17 protein-coding genes and 1 tRNA gene are annotated in these 18658 nt (G+C 61.8%); all 18 read right to left on the bottom strand.

What is annotated here, in order from left to right:
- Positions 1-93: 93 nt before the first annotated feature.
- The 18 genes from rplW to rpmG all read right to left on the bottom strand — a co-directional run bounded on the left by rplW (position 94) and on the right by rpmG (position 18410).
- Positions 94-396: a 50S ribosomal protein L23 gene (gene rplW / locus ACTQ1Z_RS00090; RefSeq protein WP_343005248.1), complete on the bottom strand. Its 303-nt coding sequence runs from the start codon at positions 394-396 to the stop codon at positions 94-96.
- Complete coding sequence (rplD, locus tag ACTQ1Z_RS00085; RefSeq protein ID WP_320678801.1) at positions 397-1023, bottom strand: 50S ribosomal protein L4; 627 nt, start codon at positions 1021-1023, stop codon at positions 397-399.
- A gap of 42 nt (positions 1024-1065) precedes the next feature.
- On the bottom strand, positions 1066-1686 hold the full coding sequence (gene rplC, locus ACTQ1Z_RS00080; RefSeq protein WP_293814405.1) for a 50S ribosomal protein L3: 621 nt from the start codon (positions 1684-1686) through the stop codon (positions 1066-1068).
- Between the two features lie 420 nt (positions 1687-2106).
- The gene (rpsJ, locus tag ACTQ1Z_RS00075; RefSeq protein WP_293814404.1) at positions 2107-2415 is read right to left on the bottom strand and encodes a 30S ribosomal protein S10; all 309 of its coding nucleotides are present in this window, start codon (positions 2413-2415) and stop codon (positions 2107-2109) included.
- Positions 2416-2482: 67 nt separating this feature from the next.
- On the bottom strand, positions 2483-4579 hold the full coding sequence (fusA, locus tag ACTQ1Z_RS00070) for an elongation factor G (protein ID WP_441857747.1): 2097 nt from the start codon (positions 4577-4579) through the stop codon (positions 2483-2485).
- Positions 4580-4603: 24 nt separating this feature from the next.
- Entirely contained in the window at positions 4604-5074 is a 471-nt protein-coding gene (gene rpsG / locus ACTQ1Z_RS00065) for a 30S ribosomal protein S7 (RefSeq protein WP_293814402.1), read from the bottom strand.
- Positions 5075-5138: 64 nt separating this feature from the next.
- A complete protein-coding gene (gene rpsL / locus ACTQ1Z_RS00060) occupies positions 5139-5507 on the bottom strand; it encodes a 30S ribosomal protein S12 (protein WP_293814401.1) in 369 nt (122 codons plus the stop codon).
- Between the two features lie 286 nt (positions 5508-5793).
- Positions 5794-6003, bottom strand: coding sequence for a helix-turn-helix domain-containing protein (locus ACTQ1Z_RS00055; protein ID WP_293814400.1), 210 nt, complete (start codon positions 6001-6003; stop codon positions 5794-5796).
- Positions 6004-6140: 137 nt separating this feature from the next.
- The gene (locus tag ACTQ1Z_RS00050; RefSeq protein WP_441857742.1) at positions 6141-10583 is read right to left on the bottom strand and encodes a DNA-directed RNA polymerase subunit beta'; all 4443 of its coding nucleotides are present in this window, start codon (positions 10581-10583) and stop codon (positions 6141-6143) included.
- Positions 10584-10589: 6 nt separating this feature from the next.
- Positions 10590-14099 (bottom strand): DNA-directed RNA polymerase subunit beta, encoded by a 3510-nt coding sequence (gene rpoB / locus ACTQ1Z_RS00045; protein WP_441857740.1) that lies wholly within the window; start codon positions 14097-14099, stop codon positions 10590-10592.
- 409 nt (positions 14100-14508) lie between these two features.
- Positions 14509-14886, bottom strand: coding sequence for a 50S ribosomal protein L7/L12 (gene rplL / locus ACTQ1Z_RS00040; RefSeq protein ID WP_073296321.1), 378 nt, complete (start codon positions 14884-14886; stop codon positions 14509-14511).
- Positions 14887-14982: 96 nt separating this feature from the next.
- Positions 14983-15501, bottom strand: a complete 519-nt coding sequence (rplJ, locus tag ACTQ1Z_RS00035; protein ID WP_441857736.1) for a 50S ribosomal protein L10 — start codon at positions 15499-15501, stop codon at positions 14983-14985.
- A gap of 298 nt (positions 15502-15799) precedes the next feature.
- Positions 15800-16507, bottom strand: a complete 708-nt coding sequence (gene rplA / locus ACTQ1Z_RS00030; RefSeq protein WP_343005253.1) for a 50S ribosomal protein L1 — start codon at positions 16505-16507, stop codon at positions 15800-15802.
- Between the two features lie 149 nt (positions 16508-16656).
- Positions 16657-17085, bottom strand: a complete 429-nt coding sequence (gene rplK / locus ACTQ1Z_RS00025; protein WP_293814395.1) for a 50S ribosomal protein L11 — start codon at positions 17083-17085, stop codon at positions 16657-16659.
- Between the two features lie 101 nt (positions 17086-17186).
- A complete protein-coding gene (gene nusG, locus ACTQ1Z_RS00020; protein WP_441857732.1) occupies positions 17187-17732 on the bottom strand; it encodes a transcription termination/antitermination protein NusG in 546 nt (181 codons plus the stop codon).
- A 4-nt stretch (positions 17733-17736) separates the two neighbouring features.
- Positions 17737-18096, bottom strand: a complete 360-nt coding sequence (gene secE / locus ACTQ1Z_RS00015) for a preprotein translocase subunit SecE (RefSeq protein WP_293814393.1) — start codon at positions 18094-18096, stop codon at positions 17737-17739.
- A 73-nt stretch (positions 18097-18169) separates the two neighbouring features.
- Positions 18170-18245 (bottom strand) — tRNA-Trp (locus ACTQ1Z_RS00010).
- A 15-nt stretch (positions 18246-18260) separates the two neighbouring features.
- Positions 18261-18410: a 50S ribosomal protein L33 gene (rpmG, locus tag ACTQ1Z_RS00005; RefSeq protein ID WP_293814392.1), complete on the bottom strand. Its 150-nt coding sequence runs from the start codon at positions 18408-18410 to the stop codon at positions 18261-18263.
- Positions 18411-18658 lie beyond the last annotated feature (248 nt).

Genomic DNA, 18658 nt, shown 5'->3' with positions numbered 1-18658 from the left:
GCCTCGGCGAGATGACGCCGGATTACCACGGTGCCGCGCGTATCCTTCAGCGCGGCGCGAACACGCCCTCGCTTTTGCGAGGGCGGGAGTACCCTACTCCTCGGAGGCAGCCTGCTGGCCGAAGAGCTCGATCGAATCGCCCTCGGCGACGGTCACGATGGCCTTCTTCCAGGAACGGGTCTTGCCAGCCTGGTAGCGGACGCGCTTGGTCTTGGGCTTCACCGAGATGGTGTTGACCTTGACGACGTGGACGCCAAAGAGCTTCTCGACGGCGTCAGCAATCTCCTCCTTGGGAGCCTGCTTGGCGACCTCGAACGTGTACTTGTTCTGGTTCATGAGGTCGAAGGAACGCTCGGAGACGACCGGGCGGATGATGACGTTGTAGACGGAGTTCATTTAAGCGAGCACCTCCTCGAGCTTCTTAGCGACCTCGGTCGACATAACGAGAGCGTTGTTGTCGATGAGGGCGTGCGTGGTGACCTCGCCAACGCCGATGATGCGAACGGTCTCGACGTTACGGAAGGACAGGTAGGTGTAGACGTCGTCGTCGGGGACGATGACGGTGAGGCGCTTGCCCTCGAGGCCAAGAGCCTTGAGCATGGCAACGGCCTGCTTGGTGCAGGGCTTGTCGAAGCCATAGTTGTCGACGACCACGAGCTCGTTGTCGCGAAGCTTACCGGAGAGCACGCCGCGCATGGCGAGCTTGACCTCCTTGTTGTTCAGACGACGAGCGTGGGAACGAGGGGTCGGGCCGAAGGGCACGCCGCCGCCAACCCACTGGGTGGCACGGATGGAGCCCTGGCGGGCACGACCGGTGCCCTTCTGACGCCAAGGCTTGGCGCCGCCGCCGGAGACCTCGGAGCGACCCTTGGTGTCGTGGGTGCCCTGACGGAGGTTACCGAGCTGAACGGTCACGACCTGGTGGATAACGGGGATGTTCGGCTCGACGCCGAACACGCTGGAGCTGAGCTCGACGGTACCGGCCGCCTTGCCCTCCGCGTTCTTGATTTCGATGTTGGACATCATGTTCTCCTTGATAGCCTAAAGGTGTGTATCTCTAGGCCCTTAGGCCATGCGGATCGAGACCAGGGCGTTCTTGCCGCCGGGGACGGCACCCTTGACGAGCATGAGGTTCTGCTCGGCGTCAACGCGGACGAGCTTGAGGTTCTTGACGGTGACGCGCTCGTCGCCCATGTGACCAGCCATGTGGAGGCCCTTGCGGACACGAGACGGATAGGCGCACTGGCCGATGGAACCCGGCTTACGCTGGTTACGCGAACCGTGGGTCATGGGACCGCAGGCGAAGTTCCAGCGCTTGATGGTGCCCTGGAAGCCCTTGCCCTTGGAGGTGCCGGTGACGTCGACGTTCTTGACCTCAGCGAAGTCAGCCACTGAGACGACGTCGCCAACCTTGTGCTCCTCGCCGGAGGCAACGCGGACCTCGCGGAGATAGCGCATGGGCTCGACGCCGGCCTTGGCGAAGTGACCCGCCATGGGCTTGTTGACGCGAGACTTCTTGATCTCACCGAAGCCAATCTGGACGGCGTCGTAGCCGTCGGTGGCAACGGTCTTGACCTGCGAAACGACGCAGGGGCCGGCCTGAATGACCGTAACGGGGACGACGTTATCGTCCTCGTCAAACACCTGGGTCATCCCGATCTTGCGGCCGAGGATGGTGCTGACCATACACGTTCCTTACCTTCGGTGGTCTTGGGTGTGTCTGGCGCCCCTTGCGCCAGTTCCCAGCGGACCACATCCTACTGTGCGCTGCGCGGGTGAGGGCGTTGGCTGTGACCTGCGGCTTCCCTCGCGTTGCCGGCGGAAACACGTACGTGCTTCTCGTGCCCGTTCGAAGGATACGCCCGGCACCGGGGTTAGGTACCGACACAGCATGCCCCCAAAAGCGCAGCTTGACTAGTATACACGCGTCTGATGCCCTTCACAATCTCTATATTTGCTGGTTAGGAGTGGCATTTCGGCGACCGATCGCTCGCCCTACCGCGAACCGGCAAAAGTTGACAAAGGGACTGTCCCTTTGTCAACTTCGTACAAAGAAGGAGGCCCCGGCATCCGGGACCTCCTAGGAAGAGCTATTCGGTCGAGAACTTAGAGCTTGATCTCGATGTCAACGCCGGCCGGAAGGTCGAGGCGCATAAGCGAGTCGACGGTCGAGCTCGTGGGCTCGAGGATGTCGATGAGACGCTTGTGGGTGCGCATCTCGAACTGCTCGCGGGAGTCCTTGTCCTTGTGCGGCGAGCGGATGACCGTGTAAAGGTTGCGCTCGGTCGGCAGGGGGATGGGGCCAGACACCTTGGCGCCAGTCTTCTGGGCGGTGTCGACGATGAGCTTCGCGGACTGATCGATGACCTCGTGATCAAAGCCCTTGAGACGAATCCTGATCTTCTGGTTAGACACTTGGTACCTCCATCGGCGGGCGCGCGCGTGCCTGCACGCGCCCGGTCGTTTCTCCTAGGGCTAGAACTTAGGCGTTGCCGCCGGCCTTGCTGACGATCTCGTCGGCAACGTTCTTCGGGACGGGCTCGTAGTCGCTGAACTGCATGGTGTAGCTCGCGCGGCCCTGGGTCTGGGAACGAAGGTCGGTAGCGTAGCCGAACATCTCGCCCAGGGGCACCTTGGCCTTGATGGACGTGGTGCCGTTGCGCTCCTCCATGCCCTGGATCTGGCCACGGCGGGAGTTGAGGTTGCCCATGACGTCACCGAGGTACTGCTGCGGGGTCTCGACCTCGACGTCCTCGATGGGCTCGAGGAGAACCGGGTTGGACCTCTTCAGTGCCTCCTTGATGGCCATGGAGCCAGCGATCTTGAAGGCGGCCTCGGAGGAGTCGACCTCGTGGTAAGAACCGTCAACAAGGGTGACCTTGATGTCGACAACCGGGTAGCCGGCGATGACGCCGCTCTCGAGAGCCTCCTGGATGCCCTTGTCGATCGAGGGGATGTACTCCTTCGGTACGACACCGCCGACGATGGCGTTGACGAACTCGTAGCCCTTGCCGGACTCCTGCGGCTCAAGGTCGATGACGGCGTGACCGTACTGACCACGACCACCGGACTGGCGAACGAACTTGCCGTCGACGTGCTGGACGGCCTTGCCAGCGGTCTCGCGGTAGGCGACCTGCGGCTTACCCACGTTGCAGTCAACGTTGAACTCGCGCTTCAGGCGGTCGACGATGATCTCGAGGTGCAGCTCGCCCATGCCGGCGATGATGGTCTGACCGGTCTCCTGATCCGTGTGAACCTGGAAGGTCGGGTCCTCCTCGGCGAGCTTGGCGAGACCAACGCTCATCTTGTCCTGCTCGGCCTTGGTCTTGGGCTCGACGGCGACGTCGATGACCGGGTCGGCGAACTCGATGGACTCGAGGATGATGGGGTGAGCCTCGTCGCACAGGGTGTCACCAGTGGTGGTGGACTTGAGACCCACGGCAGCGACGATGTCGCCGGTGGCGCAAGAGTCGCGGTCCGTACGATCGTGGGCGTTCATCTCGAGGATGCGGCCCAGACGCTCGCGGTTGCCCTTGGTGGCGTTGTAGACGTAGGAGCCGGCCTCGGCGGTGCCGGAGTAAACACGGAAGTAGGTCAGCTTACCGACGAACGGGTCGGTCTGGATCTTGAAGGCCAGGGCGCTGAACGGAGCCTTGTTGTCGGCCTCGCGGGTCTCGGTCTCCGTGGACTTCGGGTTGGTGCCCTCAACGGCGGGAACGTCGAGCGGGCTCGGGAGGTAATCGACAACAGCGTCGAGGAGCTCCTGAATGCCCTTGTTCTTGTAGGCGGAGCCGACGAAGACGAGGTTCAGCTCGTTAGAGATAACGCCCTTGCGGAGCGCGGCCTTGAGCTCGGAGACCTCGATCTCCTCCTCCATGAGGATCTTCTCCATGAGGTCGTCGTCAAAGTTGGCGGCGGCGTCGAGGAGCTCATCGCGCTTGGCCTGGGCAACCTCGGCGTACTCAGCCGGGATGGCGTCCATGGCCTCAGGGTAGATCATGCCCTTGTCGTCTTCCTTGAAGTCCCAAGCGGTCATGGTGACCAGGTCGACGAGGCCCCAGAACTGGTCCTCGGCGCCCATCGGGATCTGAGCGGCGACGGCGTTGGCGTGCAGGCGCTCCTTCATGGTGTCAATGGCGTGGAAGAAGTCGGCGCCAATGCGGTCATACTTGTTGATGAAGGCGATGCGCGGGACGTTGTAGTTGTGAGCCTGACGCCAAACGGTCTCAGACTGCGGCTGAACGCCGGCAACGGCGTCGAAGACGGCGACGGCACCGTCGAGGACGCGGAGGGAGCGCTCGACCTCGGCCGTGAAGTCAACGTGGCCCGGGGTGTCGATGATCTGAATGACGTTGTCGCCCCAGAAGCACGTGGTAGCAGCGGACTGAATGGTAACGCCGCGCTCCTGCTCCTGAACCATCCAGTCCATGGTGGCGGCGCCATCGTGAACCTCACCGATCTTGTGGGTCTTGCCGGTGTAGTAAAGGATTCGCTCGGTGGTCGTGGTCTTACCGGCATCGATGTGGGCCATGATGCCGATGTTACGCATGTCCTTGAGCGTGTACTTGCTCTTTGCCATGAGTGTTCTCCCTAACCTACGCGATTACCAGCGATAGTGCGAGAAGGCGCGGTTGGCCTCGGCCATCTTGTACATATCCTCGCGCTTCTTGACGGAGGCACCGATGCCGTTGGAGGCGTCGATGATCTCGTTGGCGAGACGCTCGGCCATGGTCTTCTCCTTGCGGGCGCGGGAGAAGGTGACGATCCAGCGAATAGCCAGCGTGGTGGCACGACGGGAGTTGACCTCCATCGGCACCTGGTAGGTGGCACCACCGACACGCTTCGGCTTGCACTCGAGGGTCGGGCGAACGTTGTCCATGGCCTTCTTGAAGACGGTCAGCGGATCAGACTCGGTCTTCTCCTTGACGAGGTCGAAGGCGCCGTAGACGATACGCTCAGCGACGGACTTCTTGCCGTCGAGGAGGACCTTGTTGATGAGCTGGGTCACGAGGCGGTTGTTGTAGACGGCATCCGGCGTGATCTCACGACGGTTGGCTGCTGCACGACGCGGCATATTGAAACTCCTAACGAAATAAGCCCAGACGTTCGGGCGTGGTAGTTACTGGTACTGGGCTGGTTTAGCCGCGCTTGGCGCCGTAGCGGGAACGGGCCTGCTTGCGATCCTGGACAGCGGCGCAGTCGTAGGCACCACGGATGATCTTGTAGCGGACACCAGGGAGGTCACGGACACGGCCGCCACGGACGAGCACGATCGAGTGCTCCTGGAGGTTGTGGCCCTCGCCCGGGATGTAAGCGGTAACCTCGACGCCGTTCACGAGGCGCACACGGGCGACCTTACGAAGAGCGGAGTTAGGCTTCTTGGGGGTGGTGGTGAAGACACGGGTGCAAACGCCGCGCTTCTGCGGGTTGTGCTTGAGTGCCGCGTTCTTGGACTTGCTCTTGATCGTGGTGCGGCCCTGACGGACAAGCTGGTTGATAGTAGGCAAAGCTTCTCTCCTTCATACCTATCTAGACCTGTGCTGATTACATACTTGAAGGCGACGCAGCACGACGTCACCCCGGATTGGCGCAAGTGAGAAGATTACTCGTGCTAGATTCATGTGTCAAAAAGCCACGGGGCCGGGCGTATCCATCTTCACATTCGCAACACGTTACACGTAGCTCGTTGTTCTCAGGAGCTATAAGCATCTCCCCGACCGTTATTCGGCACAAAAAATGGGGCGCCCCGGATCGAGGTCGTCCCACTTTACACTGCATGCTCTCTAAAGACCATTAGGCCTTGCGAGGCCTACCCCTCTTCTTAGGGCGCAAGGCTTCGGCGCCTTCCTCCCTATAGGTCGAGCACCACCTGAAGAAGGCGCTCTTGCTCTTGACGCCATAAGCATCCATGGCACTCGTAGACGTCATACCGCCTTCGATGTGCGCCTTGACGGCGCCAACTTTGTCCTCGTAAGAGTACTGGTTTCTGGTATCCCCCTTCATGGTTGTACATGGCCCCCTTTCATATTCAATTTGCCCCCCCAACAGATAGTTGAATTCTATATAAAACGGGAGGGCCGTGGAATAACTCCGCGGCCCTCCCGGTCTTTAAATTTTCGTAAACGACGGCGAACTAAAGACTACTCGTCGTCCTCGTCCATCGAGTCGTCGTGGCGGACGACCTGGGAAAGAAGCGCATCAAGGGAGTCGAGACCCTCGTTGATAACATCGGCCTTCTGACCGCTCTCGGCAGGAGCGCCAATGAGCTCGTCCTCCGAGTCGAAGTGGTGTGCCGACGGGGCGGCGGAGCCGAGGAGAATATCCGAGTCTCCGTCAGGCGAGAAGACCATGTTCAGAAGCTGAGACAGGTCCTCGTCGTCAGCGCCCTCATCCTCAGGCTCGAGGATGTAGAGCAGGCCGCGAGCCTCAAGGCCGTCGCGAAGCTCCTGAATCGCCTTGGCGCCAATGCCGTCGATATGCAGGAGGTCGTCCTCGGTCTTACCGATGAGGTCGCCCACGGTCTCGATGCCAACCTCGCCGAACTTGTTGGTCCAACGCTGCGACACGCCGAGGTCGTCGAAGAGATAGAGCTTGGCATCCTCGCTGGAGAGGGTGCGGCCGTTCTTCGAGTAGACGCCCGGGTAACCATACTCGTCGCCAACCCAGTCAAGCTGCTGGGGAAGCTGCTCCTCAACCTCCTTGAGCTGCTCGGGAGCCCAGTCGGGCAGGCTCTTCGCAAGCGGGCTCGTCGGGCCGTCGATCTTCTGACCACGGTAGGTGAGCTCGACGTCGTTGTAGGCGGCAAGGCCGGTACCGGCGGGGATCTTCTTGCCGACGATGACGTTCGACTTCAGGTCCATGAGGTTGTCGACCTCGCCGGAGATGGCGGCCTCGGTGAGGACGCCAGCCGTGCGGATGAACGACGCACTGGAGAGCCAGGAGTCGATGGAGCTGGCGACCTTGAGGGTACCGAGGATCGCGGGCTCGGCCTCGGGGGCGACGCCACCGGCGAGGGTGATCTCGTTGACGGTGTCAGCGAACTCGTAGCGGTCGACGTACTGGCCCATGAGGTACTTGGAGTCACCCGGGTTGGTGATCTGGACGCGACGCAGCATCTGACGGGCGATGACCTCGATGTGCTTGTCGTTCAGCTCAACGCCCTGGCTGGTGTAGACGTCCTTGACGCTCTCGACGAACGTGTGCATGGTCGACTCGATGTCGGTGAGCTTGCGCAGGTTGCGGAAGTTCACGAAGCCCTTGGTGATCTGGTCACCGGCGCGGACCTCGCAGCCATCCTCGATGCCCGGCATGAAGCGGGCGCTCGCGGGAATGCGCTTCTCGTCGAGGATGCGGGTCGGGTCGTCGATGTCGACGATGCGGACGAGGTACTCGGTCTGCTCCGGCGAGATGGTGAGCTTACCGGAGAGCGGAGCGAGGTCAGCCTCGCGGCCGAGGATCTTCTCGTTGACGTTGCCGACGACGTCGAACATACGGCCAACCGTAGGCAGGCCCTGCGTAATGTCGTCGACGCCTGCGACGCCGCCGGAGTGAATCGTACGCATCGTGAGCTGGGTGCCCGGCTCGCCGATGGACTGGGCGGCGATGATGCCAACCGCGGTGCCGACGTTGACCGGGCGACGCGTGGAGAGATCCCAGCCATAGCACTTCTGGCAGACACCGTTCTTGGAACGGCAGGTGAGAAGCGCGCGGAGCTCAACCTTCTTGAGGCCGGCATCGACAAGGCGCTGGATGTCAGCGGCGGACTCGATGTAGCCGTCCTTCGGGATGAGAACCTCGCCGGTCTTCGGGTCGATAACGTCGTTGAGGGCACAACGGCCGACAAGGTCAACGTTGAGGTCGGTCGTGCCGGGCTTCACCAGGACGTAGGAAACGCCCTCGGCGGTGCCGCAGTCCTCCTCGCGAACGATGACGTCCTGCGCGACGTCGACGAGACGACGCGTGAGGTAACCGGAGTCAGACGTGTGGGACGCGGTGTCGACGAGGCCCTTACGAGCGCCGTAGGTCGAGATGAAGTACTCGAGCGGGAGCAGGCCCTCACGGAAGTTCGCCTTAATGGGAAGGTCGATCGTGTCACCGGACATATCAGCCATGAGGCCTCGCATACCGGCGAGCTGACGAAGCTGCGTCTTAGAACCACGAGCACCGGAGTCGGCCATCATGTAGATGGGGTTGTCGTCGTCGAAGCCCTCGAGCATTGCCTTACCAAGGGCCTCGGTGCACTCGGTCCAAGCGTTAACGACCTCAGCGTGACGCTCCGCCTCAGAGAGGAAGCCGTCCTCGTAGTACTCGTTGATCTCGTTGACGTTGGCCTGGGCCTCGGCGAGCATGTGCTCCTTGCAGCCCGGGATGACAGCGTCCCAGACGGACACGGTCAGACCGGCGCGCGTGGCGAAGTGGAAGCCAGCGAACTTGATGGCGTCCAGGATCGGCTCGACGCGAGCGAGCGGATAACGGTCGCAGCAGTCGTTGACGAGCTTGCCCATGTCGCTCTTCACCATCTTGTAGTTGATGAAGGGGTAATCGGCGGGCAGGCACTGACGGTTGAAGATGATGCGGCCCGTGGTGGTCTCGAAGCGAGCCGGCTTGTCGGTGACGTCGAGGTCCTCTTCCTTGCCCCAAGCGGTGCGGATGCGGAAGATCTTACGGCCGTCGACCTCGGCATTGGCGTCGGCCGCGGAGACGCGGACGATGACCTTGGCCTGGATGTCGATGCCGACACGCGAATCATAGGCAGCGAGCGCGTCGTCGAAGTTGGCGAACACGTGACCCTCGCCCGGCATGTCGTTCTTCTCCGTCGTGAGGAAGTAAACGCCGAAGACCATGTCCTGGGAAGGAACGGTCAGGACCTTGCCGGATGCAGGCGAACGCAGGTTGTTGCTCGAGAGCATGAGGACGCGAGCCTCGGTCTGGGCCTTCGTGGACAGCGGCACGTGAACCGACATCTGGTCGCCGTCGAAGTCTGCGTTGAAGGGGGCACACACGAGCGGGTGCAGGTGGATGGCCTTGCCCTCGACGAGGACCGGCTCGAAAGCCTGAATCGACAGACGGTGCAGCGTAGGTGCACGGTTGAGGAGCACGAGACGGCCGTCGATGACCTCCTCGAGCACGTCCCAAACGGCGGGAAGGCTGCGATCGATGGCACGCTTGGCGCCCTTGATGTTCTCAACCTTGCCGAGCTCGACGAGGCGACGCATGACAAACGGCTTGAAGAGCTCGAGGGCCATCGTCTTGGGGAGGCCGCACTGGTGAAGAAGCAGGTGCGGGTCGGTGACGATGACGGAACGGCCGGAGTAGTCGACTCGCTTACCAAGCAGGTTCTGACGGAAGCGGCCCTGCTTGCCCTTGAGGGCCTCGGCGAGCGACTTGAGCGGACGACCGCCACGACCAGTGACGGGACGGCCGCGACGACCGTTGTCGAACAGCGCGTCCACGGACTCCTGGAGCATGCGCTTCTCGTTGTTGATGATGATCGCGGGAGCATCGAGGTCAAGAAGGCGCTTCAGGCGGTTGTTGCGGTTGACCACACGACGATAGAGGTCGTTGAGGTCAGACGCGGCGAAGCGGCCGCCGTCGAGCTGCACCATCGGGCGCAGGTCGGGCGGGATGACCGGAATGACGTCAAGAATCATGTTGGCAGGGTCATTGTGACCCTCGAGGAAGGCATCAACGACCTCAAGGCGCTTGACGGCCTTCTCGCGACGCTGCTTCTGGCCCTTGTCGTCGGCGATGATGGCGCGGAGCTCAACCGCGGTCTTCTCAAGGTCGACGGCGCGGAGAAGGTCGCGAACGGCCTCGGCGCCCATGCCGCCCTGGAAGTAGATGGAGTAGTAGCGCTTCATCTCGCGGAAGAGGCTCTCGTCGGAGATGAGCTCACGCGGCTCGAGCTGCATGAACTTCTCGTAAGCCTCAGAGCGAAGCTGCTTCTCCTCCTCATACTCCTCGCGAAGGTCGACGATCGCGGCAGCGAGCTCGTCATCGGTCAGGACGTCGTCGCCGTTGAACTCGTCGACGATACCCTCGGCCTGGTCAGCACGCATGCGCTCGATCTGCTCGTCGCGCTCGGCGTCGAGCTGCTCGAGGTCGGCGGCCAGCTCCTCCTTGAGGTCGGCAGCGTCGGCCTCGCGGGCCTCGGTGTCGACGTTGGTGATCACGTAGCTCGCGAAGTAGAGAACCTTCTCGAGGTCCTTGGACTTCATGTCGAGCAGACGCGACAGCGGGAAGCAGTTCGGGCTCTTGAAGTACCAGATGTGGCTCACGGGAGCCGCGAGCTCGATGTGGCCCATGCGCTCACGACGCACCTTGGCGCTCGTGACCTCAACGCCGCAGCGCTCGCAGACGATGCCCTTGAAGCGAATGCCCTTGTACTTGCCGCAGCCGCACTCCCAGTCCTTGACCGGGCCAAAGATCTTCTCGCAGAACAGGCCGTCCTTCTCCGGCTTGAGCGTACGGTAGTTGATCGTCTCGGGCTTCTTGACCTCACCGTGCGACCAGCTGCGGATGTCATCGGCAGAGGCGAGGGAGATCTTAATGGCGTCGAAGTCAGTGGTATCGAAATCTGCCACGGTTCGCTACTCCTTCTCGTTCGTGGTCTCGGCGACGAGCTCGGGCTCCTCGTCGGAGGAGTTGAGGTCGACGGAGGCACCGATCAGGTCATCGGCAGAGCCGGCGTCGGCGAAGACGTCGACCGGGTTCTCGGCGCTGACCTCGGCGGCAGCCTTGGCGGCACGCTTCTTGTAGGAGATCGGCTCGATGTCAAGAGCGAGGGAGCGAATCTCCTTGACGAGTACCTTGAAGGACTCGGGGATGCCGGCCTCGGGGACGTTTTCGCCCTTGACGATGGACTCGTAGGTCTTCACGCGGCCGTTCGTGTCGTCGGACTTAACGGTGAGGATCTCCTGGAGGACGTTGGAAGCGCCGTAGGCATACAGCGCCCAAACTTCCATCTCACCGAAGCGCTGACCACCGAACTGGGCCTTGCCACCGAGCGGCTGCTGGGTGACGAGGCTGTACGGGCCGGTCGAACGAGCGTGGATCTTGTCGTCGACCATGTGGCCGAGCTTCAGGATGTAGGAGGTACCCACGGTGATCTTGTCACGGAAGGGCTCACCGGTACGACCGTCATAGAGGGTGGTCTTACCAAAGCTGTTGAGCTGCGGCACGAAGGTCTCGTCCATGTGTTCGCCAAAGCGCTCGCGGGCACGGTTCACCAGGTTGATGTTGGTGCGACGAATGGCCTCGGCGACCTCGTCGGCCGTGGCACCGTCGAAGACCGGAGTCGCAACGGGGATCGGGCCGGGGATGTACTTGTCGGAGTTGGCGTCCTCCATGTCCCAGCCGTTGGCGGCAGCCCAGCCAAGGTGGCACTCGAGCAGCTGACCGACGTTCATACGGGACGGAACGCCCAGCGGGTCGAGCAGGACGTCGACGGGTGTACCATCGGCCATGTAGGGCATGTCCTCGACCGGCAGGACACGGCAGACGACACCCTTGTTGCCGTGACGGCCGGCGATCTTATCGCCCTGCTGGATCTTGCGGCGCTGAGCGACGAACACGCGAACGAGTTCGTTGACTCCCGGCGGGAGGTCGTCGCCAGCCTCGCGGCTGAAGCGGACGACGTCAACAACGCGGCCATAGGCACCGTGAGGCATCTTCAGCGAGGTATCACGGACGTCGTGCGCCTTGGCGCCGAAGATGGCGCGGAGCAGGCGCTCCTCGGAAGTGAGAGCCGTCTCGCCCTTGGGCGTGACCTTGCCGACGAGAATGTCGCCAGGGCCGACCTCGGCGCCGATGCGGATGATGCCGTCATCGTCGAGGTTGGCAAGCATGTCCTCGCCCAGGTTCGGGATCTCGCGAGTGACCTCCTCGGGGCCGAGCTTGGTGTCACGGGCATCAATCTCGTGACGGGAGATGTTCACCGAGGTGAGCAGGTCATTCTGGACGACGCGCTCGGAGACGACGATGCCGTCCTCGTAGTTGTAGCCTTCCCACGGCATGTAGGCCACGGTGAGGTTCGCGCCGAGGGCGAGCTCGGAGTGGTCGATCGAAGGACCGTCAGCGAGGGGCTGGCCGGCCTTGACCGTCTCGCCGGCGTGAACGATCGGGCGGTGGTTGATGCACGTGCTCTGGTTAGAGCGCTGGTACTTCGGGAGGTCGTACGTCACAGGACCCTTCGGGCCCTCGACGACGATGTGCGCCGCGTCGGCCTCAAGAACGGTGCCGTCGAACTCGGCGGCAATGATGTCGCCGGAATCGAGGGCGGCGCGAGCCTCCATGCCAGTGCCGACGTACGGCGCGTGAGCGTGAATCAGAGGCACGGCCTGGCGCTGCATGTTAGCGCCCATGAGGGTACGCTTAGCGTCGTCGTGCTCGAGGAACGGAATGAGCGTGGCAGCCACGGAGAGGAGCTGGCGCGGCGAGACGTCCATGTAGTCGACCTCGGAGACGGGGCACTCGGCAGGGGCGCCGAAGGAGCCGTCGAAGTCGCGGGTACGGGCGACGACGCGCTTGGGATTGTAGAGGTTGCCGTCCTCGTCAACAGCGATGAAGGAGCCGTCCTTCGGGTCGATCGGCGTGTTCGCCGGCGCGATGACGTGATCCTCTTCCTCGTCTGCGGTCATCCAGTCGATCTGATCGGTGACCTTACCGTCGACGACCCTGCGATACGGGGCCTCGATGAAGCCGAAGTCGTTGACGTGAGCGTAGAGGGCCAGCGAGCCGATGAGGCCGATGTTCGGGCCTTCGGGGGTCTCGATGGGGCACATGCGAGCATAGTGCGAGTTGTGAACGTCGCGGACGGCGGTCGGGACGTTGGTACGACGGCTGGAACCGGACTTGTGGCCGGCGAGGCCGCCCGGGCCGAGGGCCGAGAGACGGCGCTTGTGGGTCAGGCCAGCCAGCGGGTTGGACTGATCCATGAACTGAGAGAGCTGCGAGGAGCCGAAGAACTCCTTGATGGCAGCCACAATCGGGCGGATGTTGATCAGGCTCTGCGGCGTGATGTCATCGGCGTCCTGGGCGGCCATGCGCTCGCGAACGACGCGCTCCATGCGGCTCATGCCGATGCGGAACTGGTTCGCGACGAGCTCACCCACGGTGCGGACACGACGGTTGCCGAAGTGGTCGATGTCGTCGACCTTCTTGGTGGGGTCACCGGCGTGAAGGGCCAGGAGATAGCGAAGGGCGCAGACGAGATCCTCAGCCGTGAGAACGGACTCGGAGGCGTCGACGTCGATGCCGAGCTTCTTGTTGATCTTGTAACGGCCGACCTTCGCGAGGTCATAGCGCTGAGCGTTGAAGTACAGGCCATCGAGCAGGCTGCGGGCGGAGTCGACAGTGGGCGGCTCGCCGGGACGCTGACGCTTGTAAATCTCGATGAGGGCGTCCTCGCGGGTCTGGGCGACGTCGCGCTCGAGCGTGGAGCGCACAATCTCAGAATCGCCAAGGAGGTTGATGATCTCCTCGTCGCTCTCGGCGATGCCGAGGGCACGAAGGAACATCGTGGCGCTCTGACGACGCTTACGGTCGATGGAGACGACGAGCTGGCCGCGCTTGTCGACCTCGAACTCGAGCCAGGCGCCGCGGGCAGGAATGAACTGGACGCGGTGAACCTGAACGCCGTTGTCCATCTCGGCAGCGAAGTACACGCCCGGCGAACGGACGAGCTGCGAGACGACGACGCGCTCAGTGCCATTGATGATGAAGGTGCCACGCTCGGTCATCAGGGGGAAATCACCCATGAAGACGAGCTGCTCCTTGATCTCGCCGGTCTCCTTGTTAACGAAGCGGACGTCGACCAGGAGCGGGGCCTGATACGACATGTCCTTGGCGCGGCACTCGGCGATCGTGTTGGCGGGATCACCAAACTGGTGCTCGCCGAAGGTGATCTCCATCGTGCCAGCGTTGTTCTCGATGGGCGAAGCCTCGGCAAAAGCCTCGGCAAGGCCATCGGTCATGAAGCGCTCGAACGACTCCTTCTGGATCCTAATCAGGTTGGGGAGCTCCATCGCGGGGGCGATCTTGGAAAAGCTCACGCGATCGTGCTTGACTGCGGAGGTGGTAGTAGACTTAGCGGTACGCACCAGGCATTTCCTCCTTCAACATGGCATATGGCGGCAGTTGTCGCAACCTAATAATCTAACGAAGCTCAAGTCTTTCGTCAATGAACAGTCTTGACTTCATTATTTTTTTCAACTATTTTGTCGATCTTTAGCTCTTTCCTGCACCTTTGCCGTTTTCGGCGACCTCTGGTTATGAAGGACCTGTGAGCAGTCGTCCTCTCTACCGCTCAAGTGCCGCGCACTACCGCTTGGCGACTTCTCTCTTTTGCTTCTACCACTCCCCCACTGCATCCATCGATGCTCACCCATGCCAACAGAACGGCTGTAAACAGAAAAGCCCCGCACCGATTTCTCGATGCGGGGCTTCGTAACTGACTCATAGTTCGAATCTAGTTCGAACCTAAGCGGCAGGCATCAAGCCTGCTAGAAGTTACTTAAGGGAGACGGCAGCGCCGGCAGCCTCGAGCTTCTCCTTGGCAGCCTCGGCGTCCTCCTTCTTGGCGCCCTCGAGGACGGCCTTGGGGGCGGACTCGACGACCTCCTTGGCCTCCTTCAGGCCAAGGCTGGTGAGCTCGCGGACGACCTTGATGACGGCGATCTTGTTGTCGCCGAAGCCCTCGAGCACGACGTCGAAGTTGGTCTTCTCCTCGGCAGCGGCCTCGCCGGCGGCAGGGGCGGCGACGACGGCGGCAGGAGCGGCGGCGGAGACACCAAAGGTGTCCTCGATGGCCTTGACGAGCTCGGAAGCCTCGAGAAGGGTCATTTCCTTAAGGGCGTCGATGATCTCATCGGTGGTGAGCTTAGCCATTGCTAAATTCCTTTCGTGGCTCATGCAGCTTGCATGAGGTTAGTCTGATCCGAAGCGCGATTGCGCCTACGGGTTGCGGCTAGGCCGCAAGACTGCCTAGGCAGCCTTCTGCTCGGAAACCTGCTGGATCGAGCGGGCGAGACCGGAGGAAACACCGTTGACGCACACGGCGATGTCGCGCGCGAAACCGTTGATGAGACCGGCGATCTGGCCGAGGAGCTGCTCCTTGGAGGGAAGGTCAGCGATAGCGATGACCTCCTCAGCGGAGACGACCCGACCATCGGTGATACCACCACGGAACTCAATCTTATTGAGCTTCTTGGAGGTCTCCTTGATGGCCTTGGCGGCGGCGGCAGGGTCGCTCTCGTAGAACACGCAGGCGACGGTGCCCTCGAGGCAGTCATCAATCGCGGGCATGTCGGCGTTCTTGAGCGCGAGACGGACGATGTTGTTCTTGTAGACCTTCATCTCCGCGCCCGCCTCACGAAGAGCGTGACGAAGCTCCTGCGACTCCTTGACGGAGAGGCCGCGATAGTCGATGACGAACAGGCCGCTGGAAGCCTCCAGGGACTTGTTGACCTTCTCGAGCATATCGATCTTGGACTTGGCTGGCATAGTTGCACCTCCCCTCGAGCGAACGTGCACGTCTCGCCAGTAGGCGGGACTTCGCTCGAGGAGAACAAAAGACCCCGCCGGCGCTTGGCCAGACGGGGTCGCAAGAGTTTCACTCGTTGGACCACCTCGGCAGGCGGGACGAACCCCTTAGGCCCGATTGGGCACCGGCTGTCTCTGGCAGCGGACGTGCTATGTGCTGAACAGTCAATATGATTGCAGCCGCCTGACTAAGAGTCAAGCGGCTGCATCAAATTCAAATCTCCTACACGCCAATTATGCGGCGCACGTTAGGTGAGATTTAGGCCTCGAGGAAGGCGCGGGTGACGGAAGAGTCAACCTTGACGCCAGGGCCCATGGTGGAAGCAAGGGCGATGGACTTAACGTACTTGCCCTTGGCGGTGGCGGGCTTCACGCGGAGAATCTCGGTGTAGAGAGCGCCGTAGTTCTCGACGATCTGCTCGACCGGGAAGGACACGCGGCCCACCGGGACGTGGCAGATGCCGTAGCGGTCAGCGCGATACTCGACACGACCGGCCTTGAGCTCTCCGACCATCTTGGCGACGTCCATGGTGACGGTGCCAAGCTTGGGGTTCGGCATGAGGCCACGGGGGCCGAGGACCTTACCGAGACGACCGACCTTGGCCATCATCGGCGGGGTGGCGATGGCAGCGTCGAAGTCGATGTTGCCAGCCTGAATCTGAGCGACGAGGTCGTCGGAGCCAACGATGTCGGCGCCGGCCTCCTCGGCGGCACGAGCCTGCTCGCCCTCGGCGAAGACGGCAACGCGGACGGTCTTGCCGGTGCCGTGGGGCAGCGCGATGGAGCCACGGATGTTCTGGTCAGCCTTGCGGGTGTCGACGCCGAGGCGGAAGGTAGCCTCGATGGTCTCGTCGAAACCGGCGAAGGAAATCTCCTTGACGAGCTCCGCGGCGGCCTTCGGGGTGTAGAGCTTGCCGGCCTCAACCTTGGCAGCGGCGGCAGCGTACTTCTTACCGTGCTTAGACATGTTCTATCCTCCATGTGGTCAACGGGCTGGCGCCCTCCCACATCGTGCGGTCTCAAGACCGCGCTTGAGCCGACTTGCGCCGGCGGATTACCTAGGTGCCCAGTCAGGGCAAAGCCTCGCCCGAAAAGGGACGAGGCAAAGCGAAAGAGCTACTCAGCGATGGTGACGCCCATGGAACGAGCGGTGCCAGCGATAATCTTCTTGGCGGCCTCGATGTCGTTGGCGTTGAGATCCGGCATCTTGGTCTCGGCGATCTGGGTGAGCTGCTCCTGGGTGAGCTGGCCGACCTTGTCACGCTGGGGAACGCCCGAGCCGCCCTTGAGGCCGAGGGTCTTCTTGATCAGGTGAGCCGCAGGCGGGGTCTTGCAGATGAAGGTGAAGGAACGATCCTCGTAGACGCTGATCTCAACGGGGATGATGTCGCCCTTCTTGTCTGCCGTGGCGGCGTTGAACGCCTGGCAGAACTGCATGATGTTGACCTGAGCGGCACCGAGGGCCGGGCCGATCGGGGGCGCGGGGTTAGCAGCGCCGGCGGGAATCTGGAGCTTGATGAGGTTAACAACCTTCTTCTCAGCCATGGTCATACCTTCCTGATTAAATAACGTGTTAAAAGCGAGCTATCTAGTGCGCGGTCCTCAGAAGCTTTCCTCACCGAAAGAGGCCCGCGGGATTGCCAGTCTTAGGCGATGACGCTGACCTGGTCGAGCGTAAGCTCGGCAGGCGTCTCGCGGCCAAAAATCATCATAACGACCTTGACCTTGCCGGCCTCGGCGTTGACCTCGGTGACCTGAGCGTCAAAGTCAGCAAGGGGGCCAGAGAGCACGCGGACGGTCATGCCGGGCTCAAGGTTGGTCGCAGTGCGATGCGGCACCGGAGCACCCGCGCGAGGCGTGCTGCGGCGCATGATCTTGTTGAACTCCTCGCGGGAAAGAGGAGCAGGCTTGCCGTCAACGCCAACGAAGCCGGTCACGCCAGGGGTGTTGCGAACGACAGACCACGAGTTGTCGTCCATCTCCATGCGAACGAGAATATAGCCTGGGAAGACCTTGCTCTCCTTCGTCTCACGCTTGCCGCCGTCCTTGATCTCAGTGACCTCTTCGGTCGGGATCTTGATGTCGACAACGACATTCTCGAGGCCGTAGGTCTCGATGCGGTGCTCAAGGTCGTTCTTAACCTTATTCTCATAGCCAGAGTAGGTGTGAACGACATACCAACGCTTCGCCATAGTCTTAACCCCTCAGTCCGGTAAAGCCGATGAGAGCGGCGACGACACCAGTGTCGACAAGCCAAACAGCGACGCCGAAGACGACGAGCATGGCAATGACCGCGACAGAATAGTTCTTGAGCTCAGACTTGGACGGCCAAGTAACGCGGCCCATCTCGGTCTTAACATCCTTGAACCAATTCTTGATACGACCGAAGAAGCCGACCTTCTTGGGCTCACTCTTCTTGGCCTGAGCCTTAGCAGGCGCCGGGGTTGCCTTCTTGGAGCCATTGGCCGAGGAAATGGCGTGCTTCTCCTCGAGCTCCTTACGCTCGGCGGCACGCGCCTTGCGCACGCTCCTCTTCTGGCGATCCTTGTTGGCCATGCTCATTCCCTTCGGGCGGGCTTCGTACAATCATAGAAACCGGCCTCCCCCAATGGGAGGCCGGTGAGGCTGCTGGCAGGCCAGGTAGGACTCGAACCCACAACAAACGGTTTTGGAGACCGCCGCTCTACCATTGGAGCTACTGGCCTGTGGGGTGTTGGAGACTAGCGGGTCTCCTTGTGCAGGGTGTGCTTACGGCACCACGGGCAGTACTTCTTGAGCTCCATGCGCTCAGGATTGTTCTGCTTGTTCTTGTCCGTGGTGTAATTGCGGCGCTTGCACTCAGTGCAGGCGAGGGTAACCATGGTACGCATTGCTTTCCTCCTGATGGGTCATGGCCAAGACTGTCTCAGCCATGGCGCGAGCGAAAATGTTACCAGTGTGTCATTGGCTTTGTCAACACGAAGAGATTGTAATGGAAGAAAGTCCTCGCGTCTCGACATAACCTTCACAATCAGAACCACCCTTAAAAAGGGTGGTTTGCTCTTAGGGTATAACCCACGGGCCCCGGGCTCGCGTCTAAAGGCGCGGGTCCGGACTTCGTCCAGGCCTAGTGCATCTT

Origin of the sequence: Parolsenella sp. LCP21S3_E11, assembly GCF_052118165.1 — a bacterium.
In the GTDB taxonomy this organism is placed as follows: domain Bacteria; phylum Actinomycetota; class Coriobacteriia; order Coriobacteriales; family Atopobiaceae; genus Parolsenella.
Note: the sequence above shows the minus strand (reverse complement) of the source record. Positions and strands in the feature narration are given on the sequence as shown.

Bases quoted from the DNA above. Each gene is read 5' to 3' on its own strand.
- rplD (WP_320678801.1), bottom strand. From the start codon at position 1,023: ATGTCCAACATCGAAATCAAGAACGCGGAGGGCAAGGCGGCCGGTACC.
- rplJ (WP_441857736.1), bottom strand. From the start codon at position 15,501: ATGCCAGCCAAGTCCAAGATCGATATGCTCGAGAAGGTCAACAAGTCC.
- rplC (WP_293814405.1), bottom strand. From the start codon at position 1,686: ATGGTCAGCACCATCCTCGGCCGCAAGATCGGGATGACCCAGGTGTTT.
- rplW (WP_343005248.1), bottom strand. From the start codon at position 396: ATGAACTCCGTCTACAACGTCATCATCCGCCCGGTCGTCTCCGAGCGT.
- secE (WP_293814393.1), bottom strand. From the start codon at position 18,096: ATGGCCAACAAGGATCGCCAGAAGAGGAGCGTGCGCAAGGCGCGTGCC.
- rpsG (WP_293814402.1), bottom strand. From the start codon at position 5,074: ATGCCGCGTCGTGCAGCAGCCAACCGTCGTGAGATCACGCCGGATGCC.
- nusG (WP_441857732.1), bottom strand. From the start codon at position 17,732: ATGGCGAAGCGTTGGTATGTCGTTCACACCTACTCTGGCTATGAGAAT.
- rpmG (WP_293814392.1), bottom strand. From the start codon at position 18,410: ATGCGTACCATGGTTACCCTCGCCTGCACTGAGTGCAAGCGCCGCAAT.
- rplA (WP_343005253.1), bottom strand. From the start codon at position 16,507: ATGTCTAAGCACGGTAAGAAGTACGCTGCCGCCGCTGCCAAGGTTGAG.
- rplL (WP_073296321.1), bottom strand. From the start codon at position 14,886: ATGGCTAAGCTCACCACCGATGAGATCATCGACGCCCTTAAGGAAATG.
- ACTQ1Z_RS00055 (WP_293814400.1), bottom strand. From the start codon at position 6,003: ATGAAGGGGGATACCAGAAACCAGTACTCTTACGAGGACAAAGTTGGC.
- fusA (WP_441857747.1), bottom strand. From the start codon at position 4,579: ATGGCAAAGAGCAAGTACACGCTCAAGGACATGCGTAACATCGGCATC.
- rplK (WP_293814395.1), bottom strand. From the start codon at position 17,085: ATGGCTGAGAAGAAGGTTGTTAACCTCATCAAGCTCCAGATTCCCGCC.